Source organism: Cupriavidus sp. 01L415 (genome assembly GCF_056400065.1).
Genome location: NZ_JBFTSP010000028.1, coordinates 19,862 through 44,661, shown reverse-complemented (window position 1 = coordinate 44,661; position 24,800 = coordinate 19,862). Strand labels below are relative to the sequence as shown.

The window sequence follows — 24,800 nt, the reverse complement described above, 5'->3', positions numbered from 1 at the left end:
GCGGCTTCCACCACTTCCGCCCGCTCCGCCACGATCCGCAGGCGATCGAAGTTCATGTTGGCGCCGGAGGTGATGGCAACCAGCGTTTGCGGCGCCCCGCCAGCCTGTTCGGCAAATCGCTTCAGTCCGGCCACGGCCAGTGCGCCGGCCGGCTCCACCAGGCTGCGCGTGTCTTGGAACACATCCTTGATGGCCGCGCACAACGCGTCGGTATCCACCGTCAGCACATCGTCCAGATGGGCCCGGCAGAGCCGGAAGGTCTCCTCGCCGACGCGCTTGACGGCGGTTCCATCGGAAAACAGCCCCACCTCGTCGAGCGTGATGCGCTCGCCAGCCGCGATCGACCGTGCCATGGCGCAGGAATCCTCAGTCTGCACGCCGATGACGCGGATCTCCGGCCGCACGGCCTTGACGTAGGCCGCTACGCCTGCGGCCATGCTGCCGCCGCCGATCGGCACGAAGATGGCATCGAGCGGCCCGCGATGCTGCCGCAGAATTTCCATGCCGACCGTTCCCTGCCCGGCGATCACATCGGGATCATCGAAGGCGGGGATGAAGGTCATGCCGTGCTCGCGCTGCAGGATCAGCGCGTGGTCACAGGCTTCGCTATACGATTCGCCGGCCTGGACGACCTCCACCATCGCCCCGCCATGGGTCCGCACCGCATCAATCTTGACCTGCGGCGCCGTGAGCGGCACCACGATGATCGCCCGCACGCCGAGCCGGGCCGCCGACAGCGCCACGCCCTGCGCATGATTGCCCGCGGAGGCGGTGATGACGCCGCGCGCCAGCGCATCCGCCGGCAGGTTGACCATCTTGTTGTACGCGCCGCGCACCTTGAACGAGAACACGGGCTGCTGATCCTCGCGCTTGAACAGGACCCGATGGCCCAGGCGGGCGGACAACCCGGGGGCGGAGTCCAGCGCGGTCTCCCTGGCCACGTCGTAGACGCGCGCGGTCAGGATGCGCTTGAGGTAGCCATCGGCGTCCCGGGCTCGGGGTTCTGGCGGACGGGCGGAGGATGGCGGTGCGAGAGGCGGCGCGGCGGAAAGCGTGGAGGGCCGCGCGGTGCGCGCGGCGGATGGCGGGGTGGTTCGGGCGGCGGTTAACGACATGGGGCGCTCCTTCCTGAAGGGGAAAATACCCGGGAGGCGGCCACAAAAAACCCGCCTCGGTGGGCGGGTTGTGTTGTCTACCTGTCGACGCGCGCTAACCCACCATTCGAGGAATGGTGCGAATAATCGCGGCAATGCGGGCGGCACTACGGACGTCGAGATGGACGTCGCTGCGGGAGCCGGTGCGGATGTCGAGGTAGCACATGAAGGTGAGTGTCCGCATTTCGCGTAACGGTGTCAATCCCAAAATCGCCGCGGCCAGCCCATGCACGGGGCGTCGTGTTGTAGCCGCGCCGACGACAGGGTGCGCATCGCCACCGCGGACGTCAGCGTGGCGCAAGGTCGTATTAGAATCGTCGCTGTCGATCCGTTCGGCACTGACGAAGCCAGTGGTCATGTTCCGGGTGCGGAATTGCCCCGGACTGGCTTTGCCCGGGTGTCGCAACGTTTTCCCCATTTTTACCGTTATCAGGCCAGCGACCATTGGGTCCCGGGCCGAGGAAAACATGACCGCGTTTTCATACGATGTTCCCCTGGCGCCAGACTCCGCGGACCGCGGACGTACCGGCGCCCGCCCGGCCACGGGCGAGGCCGGGGCGCTGCTGGAAGCTTCCGGCGCGCTGGCCATGCGGGTCGACATCCAGGGTCGCATCCTCGAAGCCACGGAAGCCACGGCCGATCTGCTGGTTTACCCCCACGAATACCTGCTGCGCACCTCCGTGCTGGACATCATCGCGCTGGAATCGCGCGACCGCGTCGCCCGGTTGCTGCACGACACGGCGCAGGATGGCGCCCCGCGCCGGGAGCGCGTGCGCATCTTCGGCGGGATTGGCGCGAGCGGCTGGCTCGACCTGCGCATCGTCCATCACCCCTCCGGAACCGGTGAACCCAGTCTGCTGCTGTTCGGCTACGACATCACCGAGTGGGTGGAGAGCGAACGCGAGCTTACCGAGCGCGCGTTCCTGGACCCGCTGACCGGCGTCGGCAACCGGGCGTTTATCCGCAAGCGGATCGAAGAATATGCATCCGGCCCCGACGCGGGCCAGCCGTTCGCGGTCGCCCTGATGGACCTGGACGGCTTCAAGAACATCAACGATTCCCTCGGCCACGAATTTGGCGACGCCCTGCTGAAGGAAGTGGGCGCGCGGCTGGAGGACATCGTGCGCGGTCGCCAGAGCGTGGCACGCCTGGGCGGCGATGAATTCGTGCTGATGCTGGACGGCCTGGAGGCCGAGGCCGACGCCATCCGCATCCTGGAGCGCGTCATCCATGTCTGCCGCCAGCCGTTCCTGCTGGGCGGCTGCCAGGTGCGCATCACCACCAGCATCGGGCTGGCGTTTGCTTCCGGCGCCATGCAATCGGAGTCGCAGTGGCTGCGCCGCGCCGACCTGGCCATGTACGAGGCCAAGGCGCTCGGCAAGAACCGCTACTGTGTCTATTCCCCGGAGCTGGATCGCCGCCTGGACGAGCAGTTCCAGATCGAGCAAAGCATGTTCGAAGCCGTGCAGAACGGCGAGTTCCTGCTGCACTACCAGCCGATCGTCTGGCCGGGGTCGGCTCAGGTCTGCGCGGTGGAGGCGCTGATGCGCTGGGAACACGCGGGCAAGGAGATCCGGCCCGACGTGTTCATCCCCGTGGCCGAGAAGAACGGGCTGATCAAGCATCTCGGCGCCTGGGCGCTGCGTTGCGCGTGCGCGCAGCTCGCGGCCTGGGACGCGCAGGGCATCCACGTGGGCCACATGTCGGTCAACGTCTCGGCGGTGCAGTTCCTGCATCCGGGCTTCTTCGAAAGCGTGCGCAACGCAATCCACGACGCGCGCATCGGCGCGGACCGCCTGGTGCTGGAAATCACGGAAAGCGCGCTGATGACGGACCCCAAGGCGGCGGAAGACCTGCTGATGTCGCTGCGTGCGCTGGGCATCCGCTTTGCCGTGGACGACTTCGGCACCGGCTATTCCAGCCTGTCCTACCTGCGCCGCTTCCCGCTGTCGGCGCTGAAGGTGGACCGCAGCTTCGTGGCGGACATGGTGGACTCCCCGCATGCGCGCACGATCGTCTCCGCCGTGCTGTCGCTGGCGCGCGAGCTTGGGCTCGTGGCCATCGCCGAAGGCGTGGAAACCGACGCGCAGGGCGACCTGCTGGCCGCGCAGGGTTGCGACCTCGTGCAGGGCTGGCGCTACGCCCGCGCACTGAGCCCCGTGGACTTCGAACTGGCCGTGACCGATGGCCGCCTGGTCATGGGCCAGGGCGAAGTGTTCCTGCAGCGGGTGGCCTGATGTCCAAGACGGAGTTCTTCGAGACGTTGTGGGCACGCATGGCGCAGCAGGGAGACTTCCCGACGCTGCAGTACTGCGTCGACAACATCTTCAAGACACTGAACGCCGACCTGACCGTCGGCGAGATGGCCACGAGCGTGCTGTCCGATTTCAGCCTGTCCCAGAAGGTGATCCGGCTGGCCAACTCGGCCATGTACCGGTCCTTCGGCGGCGAAGTCACCACGGTCTCGCGTGCGATCCTGGTGCTGGGCGTGGAGGCCGTCAGCCACCTCACGCTCGGCATCCAGCTGCTCGACTATTTCCACGGCGTGGCGCCACAGCGCCCGCAGGCCGCCAAGGCGCTCCAGCGTGCGCTGGTCGCCGGCGAGATCACGCGCGCGCTGAGCCAGGCGCACGGCATCAACGAGGGCGAGGAAGCGGTCGTCTGCACGCTGATGCACCACATGAGCCGCCTGCTGCCGGTGTTCTATTTCCCGGATGAATGGGAGCGCGTGGAGGCGATGTGCGCCACGCATCCGATGACCGAGAACGAAGCCTGCCAGGAAGTCCTGGGCGTATCGATGGAAGAGATCGCCGAGGGTGCCGCGCGCAAGTGGCGCCTGCCCGGCCTGATCGCCCATGCGATGAAGCCCAGGACGCTGTCCCCGGACACGGTGCTGGAAACCCATGCCGACTGGCTGGCCGCCATCGCCCAGGTCTCCGCGCAGGCTGCCGCCACCATGGTGCGCGATGGCACGACTGACGCCGTCGAATCGTTGCTGATGGCGCACGCCAAGGTGCTCGGCCTGCATGGCAGCGACGTGGGCAGCGCGGTGCGCCAGGCGGACGTGCTCAATACGTCCATCGCAAAGGCCGAAGCGCCGGCGCACGACAACGCGCCCGCCACGCACCCCGGCAAGCCCGACGACACCCTCGAACGGCTGCGGCAGGGCTTGGCCGAGGTCCGGCGCGAAGGCGCCGGCCTGTCGGTGTCGCAACTGGCGCCAATGGTGCTGGAATCGACCATGCGCGCGCTGAATTGCTCGCGCTGTTTCCTCATGATGCTGAACCCCGCGACCAAGCGCTTTCACGCACGGCTGGGTTTTGGCGACGGCATGCGCGAAAAGCTGGCCGCCCTGTCCTTCGAGGAAGGCTTCGTGCCGGACATCTTCCACTTTGCCGGCTTGTCCGCCAGGCCCATGCTGGTCGAGGATTCGACCGACCCGGAAATCGCGCCCCGCATCCCGCGCTGGTACCGCGACGCGATTCCCGATGCGAGATCGATCCTGCTGGCGCCCGTGAAGATGCGCAACCGCTGCATCGCCCTGATCTACGGCGACTGGGGTGCCACGCGCCTCAATGGCGGACTGGGCGATCCGGAACTCGACATGGTGGACCAGCTGATGCAGGAGATCGCCGCCGGGGTGCTGCGCGCCGCGCCGCAGCGATAGCGTCTTCCGGGGCCGCGCCTGCGGGCGCTGCATCCACACGGCATCTCAGCGACATCTCAGCTCATAGCGGCACCTGGCCGATTGCCGACCGCACGCCATTGACGTGCCGGACCAGATTTGGCCGGGACGATACATGCTGCTTCAGCGGCGTGTCGATGTCGTAGCCGTAAATATTGGCGATGAACCCATAGATCGCCGCATCGACGCTGGTCGGCACGGCCCCGAACAGGAAGGGCTGCTCCCCGATCAGGTTGGCGACCACCGTCAGGTCCGCGATGCCGCGTGCGTACACCGCTTCCGGCTCGTACCGCCCGATCCCCTGGTAGTAATAGCGCTCGGCGTTGTACGCCTTGGCCGCCTGCAAGTCGGCCTCCTTCAGGTCCGGGTGGGTCTGCAGCAAGGCATCCCTGAAGCGCGGCCAGTAGCGCTCGTCGCGCCAGCGCGAATACGACATCACCCAGTACAGATCGTCCAGCGTGCGGCGCACCATGTGGTCCGTGTCGCGCTGCGCATCCGTCAGGGTGTCGTCGATGGTGAGGCGGTGGCGCGTCTTCAGATGGCGGATGATCGCGTCGCTGTCGCCGATCGTCTCGCCATCATCGTCCACATACGGCAACTGGCCGCGTGGCGCCGCCCGGGTGTCCAGGATATGCCGATGTGTGAACGGCAACCGGCACAGGTGAAGGACCGCGAACACCTTGAGGCCGTAGGGATTGTTGTCCTCCAGGCCAAACAGGTCCGGGTACGAATACAGGGTAATCATGTCGCTGCCCCCTTCCGCCTTGAGTCGCCGGTCTTAGCTTAGTCCATCGCCCCGCTACCGGCGTCGTGCGGCAACCCGCGCAACCCCGCCAAGCCTTCCCCCGTCACCCCATGTCACGCCGCGCCGCGAGACTCCCGGTGCATCAGCACCAGCACGCTATCCATGCGCATGTCCGCGCAGGCCACGGCCTCCGGGAGTACCAGCTTGCCCAGGCGGGTCAGCACGTTGCCCGGTGGCATCTCCACCGCCAGCCGCATCTCGCAGGCGCGCGCCAGCAGCAGCGTCTCGTGCCAGCGCACGGGCATGGCCATGTTGTGGGCGAGGTCCGCCGCAATGCGCACCGGGTCGCGCAGCTCCCGCGCCGCGCTGGCACTGAACACCCGTAGCCGGGGCCGATGCAGTGCGATGCCGTCAAACGCGCGCGCCAGTTTGGTAGCCGCATCATCCAGCAACGGGCAATGCGACGGCACGGCAATCGCCACCGGCTTGGCGGCGTGCGCGCCCGCGGCCAGCGCCAGCGCGGACACGCGAGCCATGGCATCGTGTGTGCCGGCGATGACCAGCTGCGTCGGCGCATTCAGGTTGGCAAGGTACACCGGCGATGCCTCGCCATGCACCAGCGCCAGGATTGCTTCCAGCGGCCCGCGTTCCAGTCCGAGGATCGCCGTCATGCCATAGCCCTGCGGGTAGGCCTCCTCCATCAGGCGGCCGCGCAGCGCCACCAGTCTGGCCGCGTCGTCGTATGCGATCACCCCGGCGATCACCGCCGCCGCAAACGCGCCGATCGACAACCCCGCGACGGCATCGGGCCGCCCGCCTTCGGCCAGCAGGGCACGTGCCGTCGCCACGCCGGCCGCAAGCAGGCAAAGCTGCACGGAGACGGTCGACGTCAGGCTCGCCGCATCGTCCATCGACAGGACATCGCGCCCGAGCGCCTCGCTGGTTTGCGTCAGGGTTTCGTGGACGGAAGGATGATCCGGCAGCGCATGGAGCATGCCGGGCCGTTGCGCGCCCTGCCCCGGAAAGGTCAGCAGCGTGCTCATGCCGGCTGCCACGGGTCCGCGCGGAGGACCGGGCCGGTGGCGGTCCTCAGCAAGACGCGGCCGCCAGTGCGCAGGCGCTCGCGCAGCGTGAACGCGCCGAATGGTGTGGCCACCTGAATGTCGAGCCGCGCCTCGTGCGCGCCGTCGATCAACGCGCCGAGCCATTGCGTCTCGGCATCCGACAGCGCTGTCGGGGAGGAAATGAGCAAGTCCACGTCGCTCCCCGGATGCAGCACGTCGATGTCCGACGCGAGCGCAAATCCGATCGCCCCGGTCACGCCCCAATCGAGTTGGCGATCATCGAGCCGTGGCGCCACGCGCGACAGTTCACGCAACGCTGGTATCTCCGCAAGGCGCGGATGATCGCGCCAGCGCGCCTGCCGGGCGATTGCCTCGGGCGACATGACGCGCGCGCACTGCGCGGCCGTCAGCCACGCGGCATGACGCTGCGCGCGCGAGCGCCCCCGCAGGCCGACCGGAATCCCGCCGTCCGATGCCTGATCACGCCGGACCACCACTGGCGCCCGCGCCAGCCATGCCACATCGGCCCAGTCCGGCAGCGACTCACCGGCAACGAAGGCTTCCGGGTCATCGATCCAGATCAGGTCGTGGGGCTGCGGGGTGCGCATCCGCGTTGTCGCCATGTTCATGTCGTCGCCATGCCGTCCTTATGTCGCCCTCGCCTCCGGCTTCACTCCCGCCATTGGCGCGCCAGCAATTCCCGCGTACGCGCCGATGCCTGGCGGTTCTCGCCACCCAGCCGGCTGCGCAGATCGCGATGCGGATCGGCGTCGATATCGGCGAGCGCGGCCTGCAAGGCATCGCGCACGGCAACCACGTCCTCGCCACGCGGCGCTGCCGCGTCGGCCACCTTCACACGCTGCCACAGCAAACCCAGCGTGGCGTAGTTGTCGATGTCATAGGCCATCGGCGGCACGGTCGCGGCAAACGCTTCCAGGTCGTCGACGCTGCGCATGGTGATGCGCGCGGCCGCCTCCTTGCCCATCGCATGGACCTGCACTCCCGGATCGGCCAGCGCCAGGATCCGGTTGGCCTGATAGCCGTGCGCGAGAAACGCGCCGGACATCGCCTTGCCCACCAGCAGCGCAATCACCGGATGGCCCTGCAACCGCGCCGTCGCGTAAGCATCCGCTGCGCTGGCCAGCGACTGATGGATGCCGAACGCCTCCTCGCGGCGGCCATAGGCCTGGCTGGGCGTATCGACGATCGCAATGATGGCGCGCTTGACCGGCGCGTCGCGGTCCGCGGCGACCACCTCATGCACGGCACGGGCCAGCGACCAGCCCTCCAGCAGGCCCACCTCGCCCTGGCGCGCACGCGGATAGGGGCTGTCCGCATCCGGCACGACGGCGATCAGCCGCGCCATTCGGCCGGCGATTTCGGCATCCGCCACCTGGATCGACGGCGGATAGCCGGGCAGGCGCGATGCGTTGCCACTCAGCGCGGCGAGCCACGCCTCGCCCCGGGACGTCTTGATATCGGTGCTCATTGCGAATCTCCGGCAACCAGGGGCGCATAAAGCGTACGGACCGTCTCCGGCGTGGCCTGCACCGCGGGGTTGTAGCCCGCCAGACGTTCCAGATAAGCGTCCTGCCGCGCGCTGCGCGGCACGGACGGCGTCGGCGATGACACCAGCTCCGCCACCACTTGCCGGATGGTCGCGCTGTCATCGTCGACATAGCGATCCGCCAGACTCGTGGCAATGCGCTGTTCGCCGCCCGTGAAGCTCCAGATAAACGGCCGGTCGCGCGAATCGTATTCGGCGATGCCCGCTTCCTGCTCGATCACCGCCGGGCCATTCAGGCCCAGCCGGGCTTCACGCGTCACCACCAGCGCGCTGCACAGCCCCGCCGCAATCGACATGCCGCCGAAACACCCCACCTGGCCGGCGATCACGCCGATCACGGGCTGGTAGCGCCGCAGGTCGACAATGCCGGCATGGATCTCGGCAATGGCGGCCAGGCCCAGGTTGGCTTCCTGCAACCGCACGCCACCGGTCTCGAACAGGATCACCGCGCGCATGGGGATGCCCTGCCGGTTATCCTCGGCCGCCAGCTCCAGCGCGCCGGCGATCTTGGCGCCGCCGACTTCGCCAAGGCTGCCGCCCTGGAAGGCGCCTTCGATGGCTAGCACGACGGCCGGGTGCCCATCGATCGTGCCTTTGGCGACGATGACGCCATCGTCACCCTGTGGCACCACGCCCTGGCGCTCCAGCCACGGCGACCTCAGGCCATCGAACGGACCGGCCAGTTCACGGAACGATCCGGCATCCAGCAAGGCGCGCGCCCGCGCACGCGCGCCGAGTTCGACAAAACTCTCGCGGGCCAGCAGTGCGTCGCGGTTCATGCGTCCCCCTTGCCGGCATTGCCAGACGAGTCGAGGGCTTCGAAGGCTTCGGCCAGCCGCATGCCGACCACACCCGGCGTGGCCCCGAAATCATGGATGCGGATGCGCATGGCCGCACGCGGCTCCGCGCTGAATACGCGCGTGAGCTGCGCATCCCACACGCGCGCATAGCCGTCGACCGAGGTCGTCACGTGGATCGATGTCTTGCCGGCATCGCCGGGTTCGATCATCACTTCGAGGTCGCCGGAGCCCACCACCCCTACCAGCACGCGCTGACGGGCCGGTGCGCCGGCAGGATATTCGAACTGGAGCTGTTCCATCATTGGTCTCCGCGTTGGTTGCCGCGTGCGTCGTCGCGTGCGTCGTCGCGTTCGTTGCCGCGTGGGTTGCCGCATTGGTTGGCGAATTGAGCGGCTTGCAGCCGGTCGAGGAAGAGCGTGGCGGCGAGCAAGTCCGCCGCGCCGCCCGGCGATGCGTTGCGGGCCAGCATGCCCGCTTCCAGCGCGCGCAGGCCACGACGCCCGGCCAGCGTGCCGATGCCGCCCGCATCGAGGATGGCGGCGGCGCCCGCCTGCATATGCGCCAGCCCTTCGCGCCCGGCACGCGCCAGCACGCAGGTATCGTCCAGCGACGCCATGATCGCCAGCAGCGCGTTGACGCGCGCGCTGGGCTCCGCGTCGCCGCGTGCGCGGCTGGCGTGCAGCATCGGCAGGCCGTAGCGCAGGACCTGCGGGAATCCCGCCTCGGCCTGCGCCCGCGCGCCGCCCACGTTGTACGCGCTGCATGCAAGCTCGCCCTTGTTACCGGTGTGCGAGGGGCGATGCCGATCGCTCAGCCGCGCGATGGCGCCCGCCGCGTCGGCAATCGCATGGACGCCGGCGCCAGCACGCAGCCAGCCCGCGGCGCCAGCCAGCAGCCCGAGGCACCAGATCGCGCCACGATGCGTGTTGACGCCACCGGTCGCGGCGAGCATGGTCGCCTCCGCCTCGCGGCCCAGCGCGCCAAGCCGCTCGCGCAATCCGCCATCGAGACCGATGGCATGCCGCCCCGCTTCGGCCATCGCCACGAACGCCTCACGCAGACTGTGCGCGGAGGTGATCATCAGCGAGAGCGTGAGATCGCGGTGTGCGCCGCTGCCGCGCGCATCGACGAGTCCCGGCTTCGGCGTCAGCGTGGCCTCGTCGACCAGCACGCCAACCGCCAGATCGCCGATGGCTTCCGCCGCCGGATCGGCCTCGATTTTCGCCAGCCGTTGCAACCCTTGCCGTGCCATCACCAGCTCCTGAAGCGTGCCGGCGGCGTGTACAGGCCGCCGGACCATTCGACGAGGTCGGCCATGCTCTTGGCCGCCAGCAGAGACCGCGTGGCGTCCGCGCGATGCACGCCCAGGTCCTCCGGCAGCGCGATCAGCCCATCGCTGCGCATCTTGCGCGTGGTGGCCGGATCATGCCGCATGCCGATCGGCGTCACGCCGGCCACGGCGGCGATCATCGCGCGACGCTCTTCCAGCGAGCGCGCCTTGTAGAGATAGGCGATGCCTTCCTCGGTCAGCACGTGCGTCACGTCGTCGCCATAGATCATCACGGGCGCGAGCGGCATACCGCTATCTTTCGCCACCTGCACCGCATCCATCGATTCGACGAACGTCGGCTTGCCGCCGGCCTGGAACGTCTCCACCATCTGCACCACCAGCTTGCGGCCGCGCGCGAGCGGGTCGTCGGTCTCGATCAGGTCCAGCCATGCCGGCGTGGCATGGCGCCGCCCGCCGGGGTTGTGGCCCATGTTCGGCGCACCGCCAAAGCCGGACAGGCGGCCGCGCGTGACGGTAGACGAATGCCCGTCGCCATCGATCTGCAACGTGGAGCCGATAAACAGGTCCACCGCGTACTGGCCCGCCAGCTGGCAGAACGCGCGATTGGAGCGCATCGCGCCGTCCGCGCCGGTGAAGAAGACGTCGGGCCGCGCGGCCACGTAGTCTTCCATACCCAGTTCGCTGCCGAAGCTGTGCACGCTCTCCACCCAGCCCGATTCGATGGCCGGAATCAGCGTCGGGTGCGGGTTCAGCGTCCAGTGCTTGCAGATCTTGCCCTTGAGCCCGAGCGATTCGCCGTAGGTCGGCAGGATCAGCTCGATGGCTGCGGTATTGAAGCCGATGCCGTGGTTGAGCGATTGCACCTGATGGCGCTCGTAGATGCCACGGATGGCCATCATTGCCATCAGCACGTGCACCGGCTTGATCAAGCGCGGGTCGCGCGTGAACAGCGGCTCGCAGAAGAACGGCTTGTCCGCCTGCACCACATAGTCGATCCAGGAGCCGGGAATATCGACGCGCGGCAGGTCGGCCGGATCGTCGACGATCTCGTTGACCTGCGCGATCACGATGCCGTCGCGGAACGCGGCGGCTTCCACGAGCGCGGGCGTGTCCTCCGTACTGGCGCCCGTATAGAGGTTGCCGTCACGGTCGGCCTTGTAGCCGGCGATCAGCACGATCTGTGGCGTCAGGTCGACATAGAGCCGCGCATACAGCTCGATATAGGTGTGGATGGCGCCAACCTCGAGCTGCCCGTCCTCCAGGAACTGGGAGATCCGCACGCTCTGCGTGCCGGCAAAGGCGAAGTCCAGCTTGCGGGCGATGCCGCGCTCGAACAGGTCCAGGTGTTCCACGCGGCTCACGCTGGGAATGATCATGTGCAGGTCGTGCACCTTCGCGGCGTCGACCTCGGCCAGCGAGCGGGAGAGGAAGTCGGCCTGCTTCTGGTTGTTGCCCTCCAGGACCACGCGGTCGCCAGGCATCGTGATCGCTTCGAGGAACGGGACCATGTCCTCGGTGGGCACCACCTTGCCGCTGGCCAGGCGTGCGCCCAGGCCCTGGCGGCGACGTTTCTCCGCGCGGCGGGTGTCCCATTGTCGGGTTGGATCTGGCATCGCGTCGTCTCCGTGGCTTCGCCGTGTGTCTGTCGATGCTGGACACGATACGTCCGGTCCGCAAGGCAAACAATCACGCCCGGCGACGGATCGTTACGCTGGGTGTAATGGCGCGCACGCGGGGGATTAACCAGAGCGTAACGATCCACGCGCCGGGTTGATTGATGCGACCGGGCCGGCTCCCTAGCATCCAGCCGTGCCCCCTGCGCCCTTCCCCTGCGCTTCCCCTCCCCTCGCTGGCGGGCACGACCGAAAACATCAGGCTGCGAGCCCCGGCCCCCTCACACCACGCCGATGCCGACAGCCACACAGGAGACACAACATGATCATCTATGGGACTGCGCTGCTGGCGCTCTGCCACCTCGCCGGCCTGTTCCTGGGCGACCTGCTTGGCATTGCCATCGGCGTCAAGGCCAATGTGGGCGGCGTGGGCATCGCCATGCTGCTGCTGATCGCCATCCGCCTCTATCTGCACAACCGCGGACTGCTGCCGAAGGAGACTGAAGCCGGCGTCGGCTTCTGGGGCGCGATGTATATCCCGGTGGTGGTGGCCATGGCGGCGCAGCAAAACGTGGTGGCCGCGCTGCGCGGCGGGCCCGTCGCGCTGCTGGCCGCCGTGCTAGCCGTGCTGGCCGCGGCATGCTGCATCGCGGTATTGAGCCGCACCGGCGACCACGAGCCGCTGCCGCCCCTGTCGGACGACGGGGCCACGCCCCCGCCCGCGCCGGTATCGACGCAAATGGCAGCCCATCGCTGATCCGGGAGACGAACATGGCCTCGATTTCGCTGATTCACATGCTTCAGGATGTATTGCTGCACAACGGGCTGGTGACGGCCTTCGCCACGGTGGGCATTGTGATGTGGGTATCGTCGCAAGTGTCGCGACGCCTCACCGCCGGCCGCATCCATGCGTCCGCCATCGCCATCCTGATCGGGCTTGGCCTCGCGTACTACGGCGGGGTGATGACGGGCAAGGAAAAGGGCCTTGCCGACTTCACGCTGTTCTCCGGCATCGGCCTGATGGGCGGCGCGATGTTGCGGGACTTCGCCATCGTCGCGACGGCGTTCGAAGTGCAGGTTACGGAGGCGCGCAAGGCGGGCCTGGTGGGCGCGGTATCGCTGCTGCTGGGCACCGTGATCCCGTTCGTGGTCGGGGCGACGGTCGCGCACGCGTTCGGCTACAGCGATGCGGTGAGCATGACCACGATCGGCGCGGGCGCGGTGACCTACATCGTGGGTCCGGTGACCGGTGCCGCGCTGGGCGCCAGCTCGGACGTCATCGCACTGTCCATCGCCACCGGCCTGGTCAAGGCGATCATCGTGATGGTCGGCACGCCGTTCGCGGCGGGCTTCCTGGGCCCGAACAATCCGCGCGCGGCGATGGTATTCGGCGGTCTGGCCGGCACGGTCAGCGGCGTCTCCGCAGGCTTGGCCGCGACCGATCGCCGGCTGGTGCCCTACGGCGCGCTGGTGGCCACGTTCCACACCGGGCTCGGCTGCCTGATGGGCCCCTCGGTGTTGTTCCTGGCGACGAAGGCGCTGGTCAACTGATGCGCGCAGCGTCCGATTGAGTCAGCATGCGGCAGACGGCGGCGAGCGCGAGCAGGTTTGGATCGCGCTCGCGCCGTCGCAGGAAGCTCAGCCCGATCGTCTGCTTCAGGCCGTACTCCGGCGTCAGTGGCACAAAGGCGACGTTCTTCGCAAACACGTCGCGCACGCGGCCCGGCAACAGCGTGTAGCCGATGCCGCCGCCCACAAGGTTCATCAGCGAGAAAATATCGCCGACCTTCATCACCACGTTCGGCATGAAGTCGGCGATGCGGAATGCTTCGGCAAATCCACTCGAGGTCACGAAGCCCTCGCCCAGCGAGACGAACGGCTCGTCGCGGCAGGCGCGCAGGTCAATGGCTTCAAGCTGCGCATAGTGGGAATCCGCGGGCGTGGCAAAGAAGATGTCGTCCTCGAACATCGGGATCGACTCGATCTCCGCGTCGGGCTCCGGCAGTGCCATCAGCGTGGCGTCGATGGTGCCCTGCCTGAGCTTGTACAGCAGGTCCGCGTTGGAGCCGAGCACCAGTTCCGTCTGCAGCGCCGAGCGGCGCATCTTGATGCCGATCACCACCTGCGGCACCGTCCTGATGGTGAGCGAATAGAGCGAGCCGATCTTGAGCTGATCGGCCGAATAGCCCGCCGCCTCGCGCGTGATGCGGATGCCGTCCGACATCGTTTTCAGCACGTCGCGCGCCACATCGGCCAGCACGTGGGCGGCTTCGGTCGGCAACAGGTTGCGCCCCTCGTGGCGGAACAGCGCGCAGCGCATGCCTTCCTCGAGGGAATGCAGCGCACGATGCACGCTGACCGCGCTGACGTCCAGCGCTTCGGCGGCCTTGGCCAGGTTGCCGGTCTCCATGAAGGCCAGCAGGGCCTCAAGCTTGCGGAAGGTGATTTCTTCGCTGATGCGCGGGGGCATGGGGGCAATGGCGGCGAGGTGAAGACACCGCCATGATACGCCGGCCGGGAAGTCTGCAGACGGCCCTGTCTTAGTCGATGGTGCCCAGCAAATCGACGGCATCGCTTCGCTGCCGGATGCGGTACTTGTCACCGGTGAACGCTTCAAAGATTTGCTGATGCGCCAGGAAGGCGCTGGACCCGTCGCGGCCGCGGTAGCTTTCCGCCCACGCAATCAGGTCCGCGAACGATTGCTCGCTCGCGCCCCCGCGCATGCCGCGCTGGTGGATATTCGCGACGCATTCGTCCTCGTCGACGCACAGCCAGATCAGCGCGGTGGCATGGCCGACAATCTCGCGCACGATCCACCCGTAGATGCCCTCGATGACCCAGCGCGGCTGCGCGGCCTGTTGCTGCGCCAGCGCGAGCACCACCTCGCGCGGACGCGATAGGTCATAGCCACCGGGCTCGAAGTTGAGCCCATCCAGGTCGATCCATGGGGCCTGCATCCGCTGCGCAATACGCGCCGCCAGCCAGCTCTTGCCGGCGCCGGAATTGCCAATAACGATGGTGCGGACGAGGTCCATGCGCGGTGGCGCCACGTTGGTGCGGCTACTTGATGAAGAAGATCGTCTCCACCGCATCGTCTTCCGACATCACGATGTTGGTCGTCGTCTCATCGTCAAAGTAGTACGTGTAGCGGGTGCGCCCGGCAAAGTTGTTGACCTTGACGGGCTCGCCCAGAAGCTTCCTGAGCTTGCTGACGTCGTCGCCGATTTTCACGCCGCCCACGCTGCCACGGAACGGTGCGTCGATGCGATACGTCACCACACGGTCTTTTTCGAAGAAGACCCAGATACCCCGGGTCTTCAGGCGGAGCTGGAATTTCTTCGGGCGGCCCGGCATATTGGGCACCGCACTCTCCATCGGCTCCGGTTCCAACGTCGTGCCCAGTGCGCGCTTGACGTCTTCCACCGAGTCGCCGAGCTTGACCGGCAGGTCCGTGATCGTCGGCGCGGCCGCCAGGGCGCCATGAGAGACACTGCACGCAACGGCTACGGCAACGGCTGCAACAAGACCCCTGAATCGCATGTACGCCTCCGACTATGTTGTGGGATGAGGACTGCACCCGGCAGCGTATCAGGCGCACGCCGCCGCGCAATTTGGATTGAAGGGGGTATGTTGGCTGCCTGCAACGCGGCTGGATGTCTTCCATTCAGGACATCCAGCCATGCCGCACCGCAAGATTGCGGGAGCTTCGATTCGCGTTCTTGTGGGATTGACGCGAGGTCAGGCCGAGATCAGGCCGTCCTGGCTTGCGCGCTCGCGGGCGTCGCGCAGACCTCCGGATGGTCCGCCAGCGGCACGAACCTGCCGGTCCTAGCGTCGAGAGCGAGGATGCCGCCAGTCTCGATGTCGTAGATCCATCCGTGCAGGTCCACGCGGCCCTCGGCCAGCGCCTGCGCCACGGAAGGATGGGTCTGGATATGGGCGAGCTGCTCGACCACGTTCTCGCGCACCATGTCGTCCACGCGATCGCGGTCCGATGCGTGCGGCCGGGCCAGGCTGATGCGCCTGGCGCCATCGGCGTGGCGCAGCCACTGGGCCACCGCAGGCATATGGTCGAGACACTGGCACGTGGCCACCGCCGTCATCGCACCGCAGTCGGAATGGCCACAGATCACGATGTCGCGAACCTTCAGCCCCGCCACGGCGTACTCCACGCTGGCCGACACGCCACCGGGCTGCAGCCCGTGCGCTGGCACGATATTGCCCGCATTGCGGATCACGAACAGCTCGCCGGGCTCGGATTGCGTCAGCAGCTCGGGCACCACGCGGCTGTCCGAGCAGGCGATGAACAGCACGCTGGGATGCTGCTGCGTCGCCAGCTGCCTGAACAGCTGCGAGCGCTTGGGGTATTCCTCGCGCTGGAACTTCAGAATTCCTTCGATCAGGTCTTTCACCGGATGCTCCCTCTGGCTGATTCGGCTGGGATCACGTCGGATGCAAGCATGGCGGCAATCGGCCATTGGGTCAAAGACCGGTTTATTATCCTTGCCATTGGCAATACCAATACCTCTACCCATGCTGCTACGTCACGTTCGCTACTTCCTGGCCGTTGCCGAGGCCGGCAACTTCACGCGTGCGGCGGAGGCGCTGCACGTCTCGCAGCCCACGCTGTCGCAGCAGATTCGCCAGCTGGAGGAAACGCTTGGCGCGCCGCTGTTCGACCGCTCCGGCCGCACGGTACGGCTGACCGATGCCGGCGAGGCCTACCTTATCCATGCGCGCCGCGCGCTGCAGGACCTGGAAGCCGGACGGCGCGCCATTCACGATGTGGGCGAGCTGACGCGCGGGAATCTGCGGCTGGCGATGACGCCCACGTTCACGCCTTACCTCGTCGCGCCACTGATCGTCGCCTTCAACGCGAAATATCCGAACATCACGCTGAGCGTGCGGGAAATGCCGCAGGAACGCGTGGAGCCGTTGCTCGCCGACGACCAGATCGACATCGGCATCGCCTTCGACGATATCCATCTGCCCGATCTGGAAGCCACGCCGCTGATGGAAGAAGCGCTGGCCTATATCGTGGGCGCCACGCACGCGCTGGCGCGGCGCCGCACGCCGCTGGACGCGACGGCGCTGGCGGACGAATCGATGGCGATGCTGACGCGGGAGTTTGCGACGCGCGGCTATATCGCCCGCTACTTCGGCTCACTGGGGATCGCGCCGCGCATCACCATCGAGGCCAACTCGGTGAGCGCAGTGCTTGACGCCGTGCGCAGCGGGCGCCATGCCACGGTGCTGCCCGCCGCCATCGCGGCGGATCATGCGGACCTGCGGATACTGCCACTGCACACGCCGCTGCCGCCGCGACGCGCGGCGCTGCTCCAGCGAAAGGGAGCCTACCGGACCGCTGCGGCGCGAGCCTTCGTCGAATTCGCGCTAAACAGCGACCTCATGCCGAAGCCACGCAAGGCCGCCCGGACCGGGGCGGCGAAGGTGGCGATGCAGCCGACAGGCTTGGGAAAGAAACCGGGCCGATGAAGGGGAGATGAAGAGGGATGAGAAGGGACCGATGATCGCATCGACAACCGCGTCGACCATCCGCCCCGTCATTCCTCCGGTGTGCCCAGCACGCGGTTGATGCGCAGCGCCACCAGCGTGCCGACGACGCCGGACAGCAAATACACGCTGACCGCGCCGAGCCCGAACTGGGAAGACAGGCCGAGGGCCACCAGCGGCGCGAAGGCGGCGCCGAACAACCAGCCGAAGTCCGTCGTCAACGCGGCCCCCGTGTAACGGTAGCGCCGTTCGAAGTTGGACGTCACCACACCTGCCGACTGGCCGTACGACAAGCCAAGCAAGGCGAAGCCGACCAGGATGAACAGGTCCTGCCCCGTCGCGCCTCCATCGAGCAGCCACGGCGCGAACAGGCTGAAGATGCCGATAAGGACCGCCATCACCGCCAGCGTGGTACGCCGGCCGATGCGGTCCGCGATCCAGCCCGAGATCAGCGTGCCGATGAACGCAATCCCCGCGCCGGCGATCTGGACGGCCAGCACATCGCTGATGTCCTGCGTCCGATGCAGGCTGACCCACGACAGCGGAAACACGGTCACGAGGTGGAACAGCGCATAGCTCGCCAGCGCGGCAAACGCGCCCAGGAAGATGTTGAAGCCCTGGGCATTCACCATCTGCAGCGTGCTGATCGGCTCCAGTTCCCCTTCATCGAGCAGTTGCGTGTATTCGTGCGTCACCACCAGCCGCAGCCGCGCAAACAGCGCCACCACGTTGATGGCGAATGCCACGAAGAATGGATAGCGCCAGCCCCATTCGATGAATTCCTTCGGGTCCAGGCTGGCGTGGAGAAACAGGAACAGCGATCCCGCCACGATGAAGCCCGTGGGCGCGCCGAGCTGGCCCACCATCGCGTACCAGCCCCGCTTGTGCGCCGGCGCATTGAGCGCCAGTAGCGACGGCAAGCCATCCCACGATCCGCCGAACGCGATGCCCTGCAGGAAGCGGAAGAACGCCAGCAGATAGATCGATGCGCTGCCCAGCGACGCGTACGAGGGCAGGAAGGCGATGCCCACCGTGGCCGTGCCCAGCAGGAACAGCGACGCCGTCAGCTTGATGCCGCGCCCCCACCGGCGCTGGATCCGCATGAACAGGCCCGTGCCGAACGGCCGGCCGATGAAGGCGAAGGAAAAGATCGTGAAGCTGTAGAGCAGCCCGGCCAGTTCTCCCGCAAACGGAAAGTAGACCGAGGGAAACACCAGCACCGAGGCAATGCCGTAGACGAAGAAGTCGAAGTATTCGGACGCGCGGCCAATGACAACCCCGGTGGCAATTTCGGCGGGCGCCACCTGATGGTGGCCAGGCGCCGGAGGTGCAGTCGGCGATGCGCGATGCTGGTGAGTCACGCTGGGCATCGTGGGGTCTCCTTTGGCACGCGAGAGGGATTTCGTACTGCACTCAAAGTCCGTCACTGACAAGAATAGCGCCTAAACTGCCATAGGAAATCGAAAGATAGTTGCGTCGAGCGGCGCTCGACGTTCCTCAAACGCCACTTCCGCGACCATGCGACGCTTCGATTCTGCGGCACAACCGCAACGTGCGACGGGAAGACTGCTTTTGCGATGTGCTGCGCTCGGCCTGTCCGCGGGGCTGGCCGGGTGCAATGCAGTGCTGCTTTCGCCATCCGGCGACATGGCCGTGCGCCAGCGCGACCTCATCCTCATCGCCACCTGCCTGATGCTGCTGATCATCGTTCCGGTGATCGTGCTGACCTTGCTGTTTGCGTGGCGCTATCGGGAAAATGCCAAGAACGCCCCATACAGCCCCGAGTGGGACCACTCCACCGTGCTGGAACTGGCGATCTGGGCCGCGCCGCTGCTCATCATCATCGCGCTTGGCGCCGTGACCTGGGTGAGCACCCACCAGCTCGATCCGTATCGTCCGCTGAAGCACCTCGACGCAAATCGTACGGTGCCCCCGGACGCCACGCCGCTCACCGTCGAGGTGGTGGCGATGGACTGGAAGTGGCTGTTCCTGTATCCGGAACAGGGCATCGCCACCGTGAACGAACTGGCCGCGCCGGTGGATCGCCCGATCGCATTCCGGATCACTGCCACGTCGGTGATGAATGCCTTCTTCGTGCCTGCGATGGCCGGCATGGTCTACGCGATGCCCGGCATGGAAACCAAGTTGCACGCCGTCATCAACAAACCCGGCGTCTATGACGGACTCTCGGCCAACTACAGCGGTGCGGGCTTCTCGCACATGCGCTTCAAGTTCCACGGCCTGTCCAATGAAGAATTCGACCGGTGGATTCAGCAGGTCAAGGCCGCCGGCACGCCGCTGTCGAAAGAGACCTATCTCAAGCTGGCCGAGCCCAGCGAGAGCGTGCCCGTGCAGCGCTTTGCGAGCGTGGCGCCGGATCTCTACAACACGATCCTGAATCGCTGCGTGGACGGCGGCGCGTGCCGTTCAGACACGATGGCGCTGGACACCAGTCGCGGCAAGTTCGATCCCTCGGCATACATCTGCACGGCCAGCAACACGGCCATCGATGCGCCGGATTTCGCGGCCGGCCCGGTGTCGAACGACGGCACGCGGCTGCTGCGATAGCCGCCACCGGCCGTCCACGACCCGAAACGCTTTCGCCAATTTTCATCGGCCACCGGCCCAGGTAACGACCATGCCCGAGCGCTCCGATCTCGCCACGACGATGTTTGGCCGCCTCTCCTGGGAGGCCATCCCGCTGCATGAACCCATCCTGCTTGCCACCTTCGCCGCCGTGGCGATCGGCGGGCTGGCGCTGGTGGGGGCGCTGACCTACTACCGCGCCTGGGGCTACCTGTGGCGCGAATGGTTCACCAGCATCGACCACAAGAAGATCGGCGTGATGTACATCGTGCTGGGGGTGGTGATGCTGCTGCGCGGCTTTTCCGATGCGGTCATGATGCGGCTGCAGCAGGCCGTGGCGTTCGGCGACAACCTCGGCTACCTGCCACCGCACCACTACGACCAGATCTTCACCGCGCATGGCGTGATCATGGTCCTCTTCGTGGCCATGCCGCTGGTGACGGGACTGATGAACTTTGTCGTGCCGCTGCAGATCGGCGCGCGCGACGTGGCGTTTCCCTTCCTCAACAACTTCAGCTTCTGGATGACCACGGGTGGCGCCATCCTGGTGATGATGTCGCTGTTCATCGGCGAGTTTGCCCGCACCGGGTGGCTGGCCTATCCGCCGCTGTCCGGCATCCTCCACAGTCCGGACGTCGGCGTCGATTACTACATATGGTCCTTGCAGGTGGCGGGGATCGGGACATTGTTATCGGGGATCAACCTGCTGGTGACCATCGTCAAGATGCGCGCGCCGGGCATGACGCTGATGCGCATGCCGATCTTCACGTGGACGTCGCTGTGCACCAACGTGCTGATCATCGCCGCCTTCCCGGTGCTGACCGCCGCGCTGGCGCTGCTGGCGCTGGACCGCTACGTCGGCACCAACTTCTTCACGGCCGACCAGGGCGGCAGCGCCATGATGTACGTGAACCTGATCTGGATCTGGGGCCACCCGGAGGTCTACATCCTGGTGCTGCCGGTGTTCGGCGTGTTCTCCGAGGTCGTGGCCACGTTCTGCCGCAAGCGCCTGTTCGGCTACGCGTCGATGGTATACGCCACCGTGGTGATCACCGTGTTGTCCTACCTGGTGTGGCTGCACCACTTCTTCACGATGGGGTCCGGTGCCAGCGTCAACTCGTTCTTCGGCATCACGACGATGATCATCTCGATCCCCACCGGGGCCAAGATCTTCAACTGGCTGTTCACGATGTACCACGGCCGCATCCGCTTCGAGGTCCCAATGCTGTGGACCGTCGGTTTCATGATCACGTTCGTGATCGGCGGCATGACGGGCGTGCTGCTGGCGGTGCCGCCCGCGGATTTTTCGCTGCACAACAGCCTGTTCCTGATCGCCCACTTCCATAACGTGATCATCGGCGGCGTGCTGTTCGGCCTGATGGCCGGCATCACCTACTGGTTTCCCAAGGCCTTCGGCTTCCGGCTGGTGTCGTTCTGGGGCAAGTGCTCGTTCTGGTTCTGGTTTGTCGGCTTCTACTTCGCGTTCATGCCGCTGTACTGGCTGGGCCTGCTGGGCGTGACGCGCCGCATGAACCATTTCGAGGACACCTCGCTGCAGATCTGGTTCCAGCTGGCCGCGTTCGGCGCGTTCCTGATCGCGCTGGGCATCGGGTGCTTCCTGATCCAGCTCTTCGTCAGCTTCCGCCGCCGCGACGCCCTGCGCGACACCACCGGCGATCCGTGGGATGGCCGCACGCTGGAATGGTCCACCTCCTCGCCGCCGCCCCAGTACAACTTCGCGTTCACGCCGCTGGTCCACGATGCCGACGCCTGGTGGCAGATGAAGCAGTACGGCTACCAGCGGCCGGAGCAAGGGTTCATTCCCATCCACATGCCGAAGAACACCGCCGCCGGCATCATCCTGGCGGGCCTCAGCACCCTCTGCGGCTTTGCGCTGATCTGGCATATCTGGTGGCTGGTGGTGGCGTCCTTCGCGGCCACACTGATCACGGCCATCGTCCATACCTTCAACTACAAGCGCGATTACTACATTCCGGCCGAGGACGTGGTCCGGACGGAAGCCTCGCGCACCACCCTGATGGCCGGCCATGGTTGACACGACCCTCCCCCTCTCCACGGGCGGCGCCGCGGCGCCCGGCAGCGCACAGCCCACCGAATTCCAGTTCTACCTGACGGAGGAGCACCATCCGCAGAACGGCACACTGCTCGGGTTCTGGCTGTACCTGATGAGCGATTGCCTGGTCTTTGCCTGCCTGTTTGCCGCCTACGGCGTGCTGGGGCGCGAATACGCCGGCGGGCCCAGCGGCGCCGAACTGTTCGAACTGCCGCTGGTGGCGCTGAACACCACGTTCCTGTTGCTGTCGTCGATCACGTATGGCTTTGCGATGCTGCAGATGCAGCAGAACCGCGTGGCCCCGACCCAGATCTGGCTGGTCATTACCGGCGTGCTGGGTGCGGCGTTCCTGTCCGTGGAGCTGTACGAATTCGCGCACCTGATCCACGAAGGCGCCGGGCCGCAGCGCAGCGCGTTCCTGACGTCGTTCTTCGCGCTGGTCAGCACGCACGGGCTGCACGTCACGTTCGGGATCGTGTGGCTGATCACGTTGATGATCCAGGTCGGCAAGCATGGCCTGATCGCGGCCAACAAGCGGCGGCTGATGTGCCTGTCGATGTTCTGGCACTTCCTGGACGTCGTGTGGATCGGCGTCTTTACCTTCGTCTACCTGATGGGATCGCTGCCATGAGCGCGCATGAGGACACGCTGGGGGGCCACGCCGGCGGGCATGGCCACGACCATCATGAAGAGATCGGGCCGCACGCCACGCTGGGCGGCTACCTGACGGGGTTCGTGCTGTCGGTGTTCCTGACGGCGATCCCATTCTGGCTGGTGATGGCCAAGGTGTTCGACAAGACGTCGACCACGGCCATCGTCATCCTGCTGCTGGGCGCGGTGCAGATCGTGGTGCACATGATCTACTTCCTGCACATGAACGCGCACTCGGAAGGCGGCTGGAACATGCTGTCGCTGATGTTCACGCTGGTGCTGGTGGTCATCACGCTGACAGGATCGCTGTGGGTGATGTTCCACCTGAACAGCAACATGATGCCGTCCATGCAACATGCGGACCAGCTGCCGGCCCGGGGCGCGATGGTCCCGCCAAAGGCCCCGTAGCCGGCAACCGCGAGATCCCGGTGGCGGTCAGGCCGCCAGCCGGAACGTCGACACCGCTTCCTTCAGACGCTGGGCCTGCTCTTCGAGCGAGCCCGCCGCCGCAGCGGCCTGTTCCACGAGCGCCGCGTTCTGCTGCGTCACCGTATCCATCTGCGTGACGGCCAGGTTGACCTGTTCGATGCCGGCGCTCTGCTCGGCGGATGCCGCGCTGATCTCGCCCATGATGTCGGTCACGCGCTTCACGGCGCTGACGATCTGCTCCATCGTCAGGCCAGCCTGCGACACCAGCTGGGACCCCTTCTCCACGCGCTCGGCCGAATCCCCGATCAGCGACTTGATCTCCTTGGCAGCCGTGGCGCTGCGCTGCGCCAGGCTGCGCACTTCGCCTGCCACCACCGCGAAGCCGCGGCCCTGCTCGCCGGCACGCGCCGCTTCCACGGCGGCATTCAGTGCCAGGATGTTGGTCTGGAAGGCGATGCCTTCGATCACGGCGATGATGTCCACCACCTTGCGCGACGACACATTGATCTCTTCCATCGTGTGGACCACCTGGCCCACCACCTCGCCGCCCTGCGTCGCCACTTCGGACGCGTTCACGGCCAGCGAGCTGGCCTGCCTGGCGCTGTCCGCATTCTGGCGCACGATGCTGGTCAGCTCTTCCATGCTCGATGCGGTTTCCTGCAGCGACGACGCCTGTTCTTCCGTGCGCTGCGACAGGTCCGTATTGCCGGCGGCGATCTGGCTCGTGCCGGTAGCGATGGACTCGGTCCCGTTACGCACTTCGCGCACGATGCCCAGGATGTTGTCGTTCATCTCGCGCAGCGCGTCCAGCAGCTGGCCGGTCTCGTCCGTGCTGTCCGAATCGATGCGGCTGGTCAGGTCGCCGGCGGCCACGGTGCGGGCAAAGCCCACGGCGCGGTGCAGCGGGCGCGTGATGCCGATCGTCAGCCACCATGCAAAGGCCACGCCGATCGCCAGCGCCACGATGCCCAGCGCGATCAGCCCGTTGCGGGCGGTCTGGTAGATGCGGTTGATCTCTTCGGCGGTGCTGTCGATCGACTCGCGCTGGATATCGAGCAGCTTCTGGATCTCGCCCAGGTAGGCGTCGCCGGCAGGCACGAACTCGGCCTCCAGGACCTTGTTGGCGTCGTCGGTCAGGCCATCCTGCTTGAGCTTGGTGATCTTGTCGCGCGAGTCGTTGTACGGGTTGCGCACCGTCAGGATCTTCTGGAATGCGGCTTTCTCCGCATCGGACGTCAGCATCGGCTGGATCTTGTCGCGCAGCGCGGCGATCGTATCGGCGGACGTCTTGGTTTCGGCGGCGAAGAACTTGCCGAGCGTGGGATCGCTGCTACGCGCCACAGCCGTGGTCCGGCGCACGCTGGCGTACATCAGCCGATACCAGTCGCTGACCAGGCGTTCCTTCGCCAGCGGCTGCTGCATCATCTCGTGCGTACGTCCGGCCACTTCCTGCAGGCGCAGCACGCCCAGCACCGTCATGAGCGTGCACAACAGCAAGACCACGCCAAAGCCGATGCCAAGGCGTACACCAATACCGAGATTCTTCATGTCTTCTACCTGATTCACTGGTGAGTGGCATGCCGTGGCGCCAGAAGGCACCCGGCCGCTCCATTGTCTGCACTGCGCC

At 66.6% G+C, this 24,800-nt stretch carries 24 protein-coding genes and 1 pseudogene; 9 read left to right on the top strand and 16 right to left on the bottom strand.

Annotated features, from left to right (window positions below):
* Nucleotides 1–2 precede the first annotated feature (2 nt).
* Together ilvA and AC1DOX_RS25870 are read right to left on the bottom strand one after the other, a co-directional pair.
* Nucleotides 3–1,115, bottom strand: a pseudogene (gene ilvA, locus AC1DOX_RS25875) (threonine ammonia-lyase, biosynthetic); the annotation flags it as partial.
* Between the two features lie 94 nt (nucleotides 1,116–1,209).
* Nucleotides 1,210–1,623: a hypothetical protein gene (locus AC1DOX_RS25870; RefSeq protein WP_441623067.1), complete on the bottom strand. Its 414-nt coding sequence runs from the start codon at nucleotides 1,621–1,623 to the stop codon at nucleotides 1,210–1,212.
* On the opposite strand from AC1DOX_RS25870, the gene AC1DOX_RS25865 reads away from it, so the two are divergent.
* Together AC1DOX_RS25865 and AC1DOX_RS25860 are read left to right on the top strand one after the other, a co-directional pair.
* Entirely contained in the window at nucleotides 1,622–3,391 is a 1,770-nt protein-coding gene (locus AC1DOX_RS25865) for a putative bifunctional diguanylate cyclase/phosphodiesterase (RefSeq protein ID WP_441623065.1), read from the top strand. The two genes, AC1DOX_RS25870 and AC1DOX_RS25865, sit on opposite strands and share 2 nt — an antisense overlap.
* On the top strand, nucleotides 3,391–4,821 hold the full coding sequence (locus tag AC1DOX_RS25860; RefSeq protein ID WP_441623062.1) for an HDOD domain-containing protein: 1,431 nt from the start codon (nucleotides 3,391–3,393) through the stop codon (nucleotides 4,819–4,821). Before AC1DOX_RS25865 ends, AC1DOX_RS25860 begins: the two co-directional genes overlap by 1 nt.
* 61 nt (nucleotides 4,822–4,882) lie before the next feature.
* On the opposite strand, the gene AC1DOX_RS25855 is transcribed toward AC1DOX_RS25860, so the two are convergent.
* From AC1DOX_RS25855 to mdcA, 8 genes are all read right to left on the bottom strand, one after another.
* The gene (locus tag AC1DOX_RS25855) at nucleotides 4,883–5,584 is read right to left on the bottom strand and encodes a glutathione S-transferase C-terminal domain-containing protein (protein ID WP_441623060.1); all 702 of its coding nucleotides are present in this window, start codon (nucleotides 5,582–5,584) and stop codon (nucleotides 4,883–4,885) included.
* 113 nt (nucleotides 5,585–5,697) lie between these two features.
* Nucleotides 5,698–6,627 carry a malonate decarboxylase subunit epsilon gene (mdcH, locus tag AC1DOX_RS25850; protein WP_441623058.1) on the bottom strand — a complete coding sequence of 310 codons (930 nt, stop codon included), beginning with the start codon at nucleotides 6,625–6,627 and terminating at the stop codon, nucleotides 5,698–5,700.
* Nucleotides 6,624–7,277, bottom strand: a complete 654-nt coding sequence (locus AC1DOX_RS25845) for a malonate decarboxylase holo-ACP synthase (RefSeq protein WP_441623056.1) — start codon at nucleotides 7,275–7,277, stop codon at nucleotides 6,624–6,626. Before AC1DOX_RS25845 ends, mdcH begins: the two co-directional genes overlap by 4 nt.
* 41 nt (nucleotides 7,278–7,318) lie before the next feature.
* The gene (mdcE, locus tag AC1DOX_RS25840; protein ID WP_441623054.1) at nucleotides 7,319–8,137 is read right to left on the bottom strand and encodes a biotin-independent malonate decarboxylase subunit gamma; all 819 of its coding nucleotides are present in this window, start codon (nucleotides 8,135–8,137) and stop codon (nucleotides 7,319–7,321) included.
* Complete coding sequence (locus tag AC1DOX_RS25835) at nucleotides 8,134–8,994, bottom strand: biotin-independent malonate decarboxylase subunit beta (RefSeq protein ID WP_441623052.1); 861 nt, start codon at nucleotides 8,992–8,994, stop codon at nucleotides 8,134–8,136. Before AC1DOX_RS25835 ends, mdcE begins: the two co-directional genes overlap by 4 nt.
* Nucleotides 8,991–9,314 carry a malonate decarboxylase subunit delta gene (locus AC1DOX_RS25830; protein WP_092142687.1) on the bottom strand — a complete coding sequence of 108 codons (324 nt, stop codon included), beginning with the start codon at nucleotides 9,312–9,314 and terminating at the stop codon, nucleotides 8,991–8,993. Before AC1DOX_RS25830 ends, AC1DOX_RS25835 begins: the two co-directional genes overlap by 4 nt.
* Nucleotides 9,314–10,267 carry a triphosphoribosyl-dephospho-CoA synthase gene (locus AC1DOX_RS25825; protein WP_441623050.1) on the bottom strand — a complete coding sequence of 318 codons (954 nt, stop codon included), beginning with the start codon at nucleotides 10,265–10,267 and terminating at the stop codon, nucleotides 9,314–9,316. The genes AC1DOX_RS25830 and AC1DOX_RS25825 overlap by 1 nt, the downstream gene beginning before the upstream one ends.
* Complete coding sequence (gene mdcA / locus AC1DOX_RS25820) at nucleotides 10,267–11,919, bottom strand: malonate decarboxylase subunit alpha (protein WP_441623048.1); 1,653 nt, start codon at nucleotides 11,917–11,919, stop codon at nucleotides 10,267–10,269. The genes AC1DOX_RS25825 and mdcA overlap by 1 nt, the downstream gene beginning before the upstream one ends.
* A gap of 322 nt (nucleotides 11,920–12,241) precedes the next feature.
* On the opposite strand from mdcA, the gene madL reads away from it, so the two are divergent.
* Nucleotides 12,242–12,676 carry a malonate transporter subunit MadL gene (gene madL / locus AC1DOX_RS25815; RefSeq protein WP_441623046.1) on the top strand — a complete coding sequence of 145 codons (435 nt, stop codon included), beginning with the start codon at nucleotides 12,242–12,244 and terminating at the stop codon, nucleotides 12,674–12,676.
* A gap of 14 nt (nucleotides 12,677–12,690) precedes the next feature.
* Nucleotides 12,691–13,470 (top strand): malonate transporter subunit MadM, encoded by a 780-nt coding sequence (gene madM, locus AC1DOX_RS25810; RefSeq protein WP_441623044.1) that lies wholly within the window; start codon nucleotides 12,691–12,693, stop codon nucleotides 13,468–13,470.
* Here madM and AC1DOX_RS25805 read toward each other — a convergent pair.
* The 4 genes from AC1DOX_RS25805 to AC1DOX_RS25790 all read right to left on the bottom strand — a co-directional run bounded on the left by AC1DOX_RS25805 (nucleotide 13,463) and on the right by AC1DOX_RS25790 (nucleotide 16,331).
* Nucleotides 13,463–14,389 (bottom strand): LysR family transcriptional regulator, encoded by a 927-nt coding sequence (locus tag AC1DOX_RS25805; RefSeq protein ID WP_441623042.1) that lies wholly within the window; start codon nucleotides 14,387–14,389, stop codon nucleotides 13,463–13,465. The two genes, madM and AC1DOX_RS25805, sit on opposite strands and share 8 nt — an antisense overlap.
* A 70-nt stretch (nucleotides 14,390–14,459) precedes the next feature.
* Entirely contained in the window at nucleotides 14,460–14,954 is a 495-nt protein-coding gene (locus AC1DOX_RS25800; RefSeq protein ID WP_441623040.1) for a P-loop NTPase family protein, read from the bottom strand.
* A 25-nt stretch (nucleotides 14,955–14,979) separates the two neighbouring features.
* Nucleotides 14,980–15,459: a hypothetical protein gene (locus AC1DOX_RS25795; RefSeq protein ID WP_441623038.1), complete on the bottom strand. Its 480-nt coding sequence runs from the start codon at nucleotides 15,457–15,459 to the stop codon at nucleotides 14,980–14,982.
* Between the two features lie 209 nt (nucleotides 15,460–15,668).
* The gene (locus AC1DOX_RS25790; RefSeq protein WP_441623036.1) at nucleotides 15,669–16,331 is read right to left on the bottom strand and encodes a carbonic anhydrase; all 663 of its coding nucleotides are present in this window, start codon (nucleotides 16,329–16,331) and stop codon (nucleotides 15,669–15,671) included.
* A gap of 121 nt (nucleotides 16,332–16,452) precedes the next feature.
* Between AC1DOX_RS25790 and cynR the strand changes: the two genes are divergently transcribed.
* Entirely contained in the window at nucleotides 16,453–17,415 is a 963-nt protein-coding gene (gene cynR, locus AC1DOX_RS25785) for a transcriptional regulator CynR (protein ID WP_441623034.1), read from the top strand.
* A gap of 68 nt (nucleotides 17,416–17,483) precedes the next feature.
* On the opposite strand, the gene AC1DOX_RS25780 is transcribed toward cynR, so the two are convergent.
* On the bottom strand, nucleotides 17,484–18,803 hold the full coding sequence (locus AC1DOX_RS25780; protein ID WP_441623032.1) for an MFS transporter: 1,320 nt from the start codon (nucleotides 18,801–18,803) through the stop codon (nucleotides 17,484–17,486).
* A gap of 148 nt (nucleotides 18,804–18,951) precedes the next feature.
* Between AC1DOX_RS25780 and cyoA the strand changes: the two genes are divergently transcribed.
* The 4 genes from cyoA to cyoD all read left to right on the top strand — a co-directional run bounded on the left by cyoA (nucleotide 18,952) and on the right by cyoD (nucleotide 23,152).
* A complete protein-coding gene (cyoA, locus tag AC1DOX_RS25775) occupies nucleotides 18,952–20,001 on the top strand; it encodes a ubiquinol oxidase subunit II (RefSeq protein WP_441623030.1) in 1,050 nt (349 codons plus the stop codon).
* A 70-nt stretch (nucleotides 20,002–20,071) separates the two neighbouring features.
* Nucleotides 20,072–22,075, top strand: a complete 2,004-nt coding sequence (cyoB, locus tag AC1DOX_RS25770) for a cytochrome o ubiquinol oxidase subunit I (RefSeq protein ID WP_441623028.1) — start codon at nucleotides 20,072–20,074, stop codon at nucleotides 22,073–22,075.
* Nucleotides 22,068–22,724, top strand: a complete 657-nt coding sequence (gene cyoC / locus AC1DOX_RS25765) for a cytochrome o ubiquinol oxidase subunit III (RefSeq protein WP_441623026.1) — start codon at nucleotides 22,068–22,070, stop codon at nucleotides 22,722–22,724. The genes cyoB and cyoC overlap by 8 nt, the downstream gene beginning before the upstream one ends.
* The gene (gene cyoD, locus AC1DOX_RS25760; protein WP_092142722.1) at nucleotides 22,721–23,152 is read left to right on the top strand and encodes a cytochrome o ubiquinol oxidase subunit IV; all 432 of its coding nucleotides are present in this window, start codon (nucleotides 22,721–22,723) and stop codon (nucleotides 23,150–23,152) included. The genes cyoC and cyoD overlap by 4 nt, the downstream gene beginning before the upstream one ends.
* Nucleotides 23,153–23,179: 27 nt before the next feature.
* Here the strand turns inward: cyoD and AC1DOX_RS25755 are convergent, their stop codons facing one another.
* Nucleotides 23,180–24,721 carry a methyl-accepting chemotaxis protein gene (locus AC1DOX_RS25755; protein ID WP_441623024.1) on the bottom strand — a complete coding sequence of 514 codons (1,542 nt, stop codon included), beginning with the start codon at nucleotides 24,719–24,721 and terminating at the stop codon, nucleotides 23,180–23,182.
* Nucleotides 24,722–24,800 lie beyond the last annotated feature (79 nt).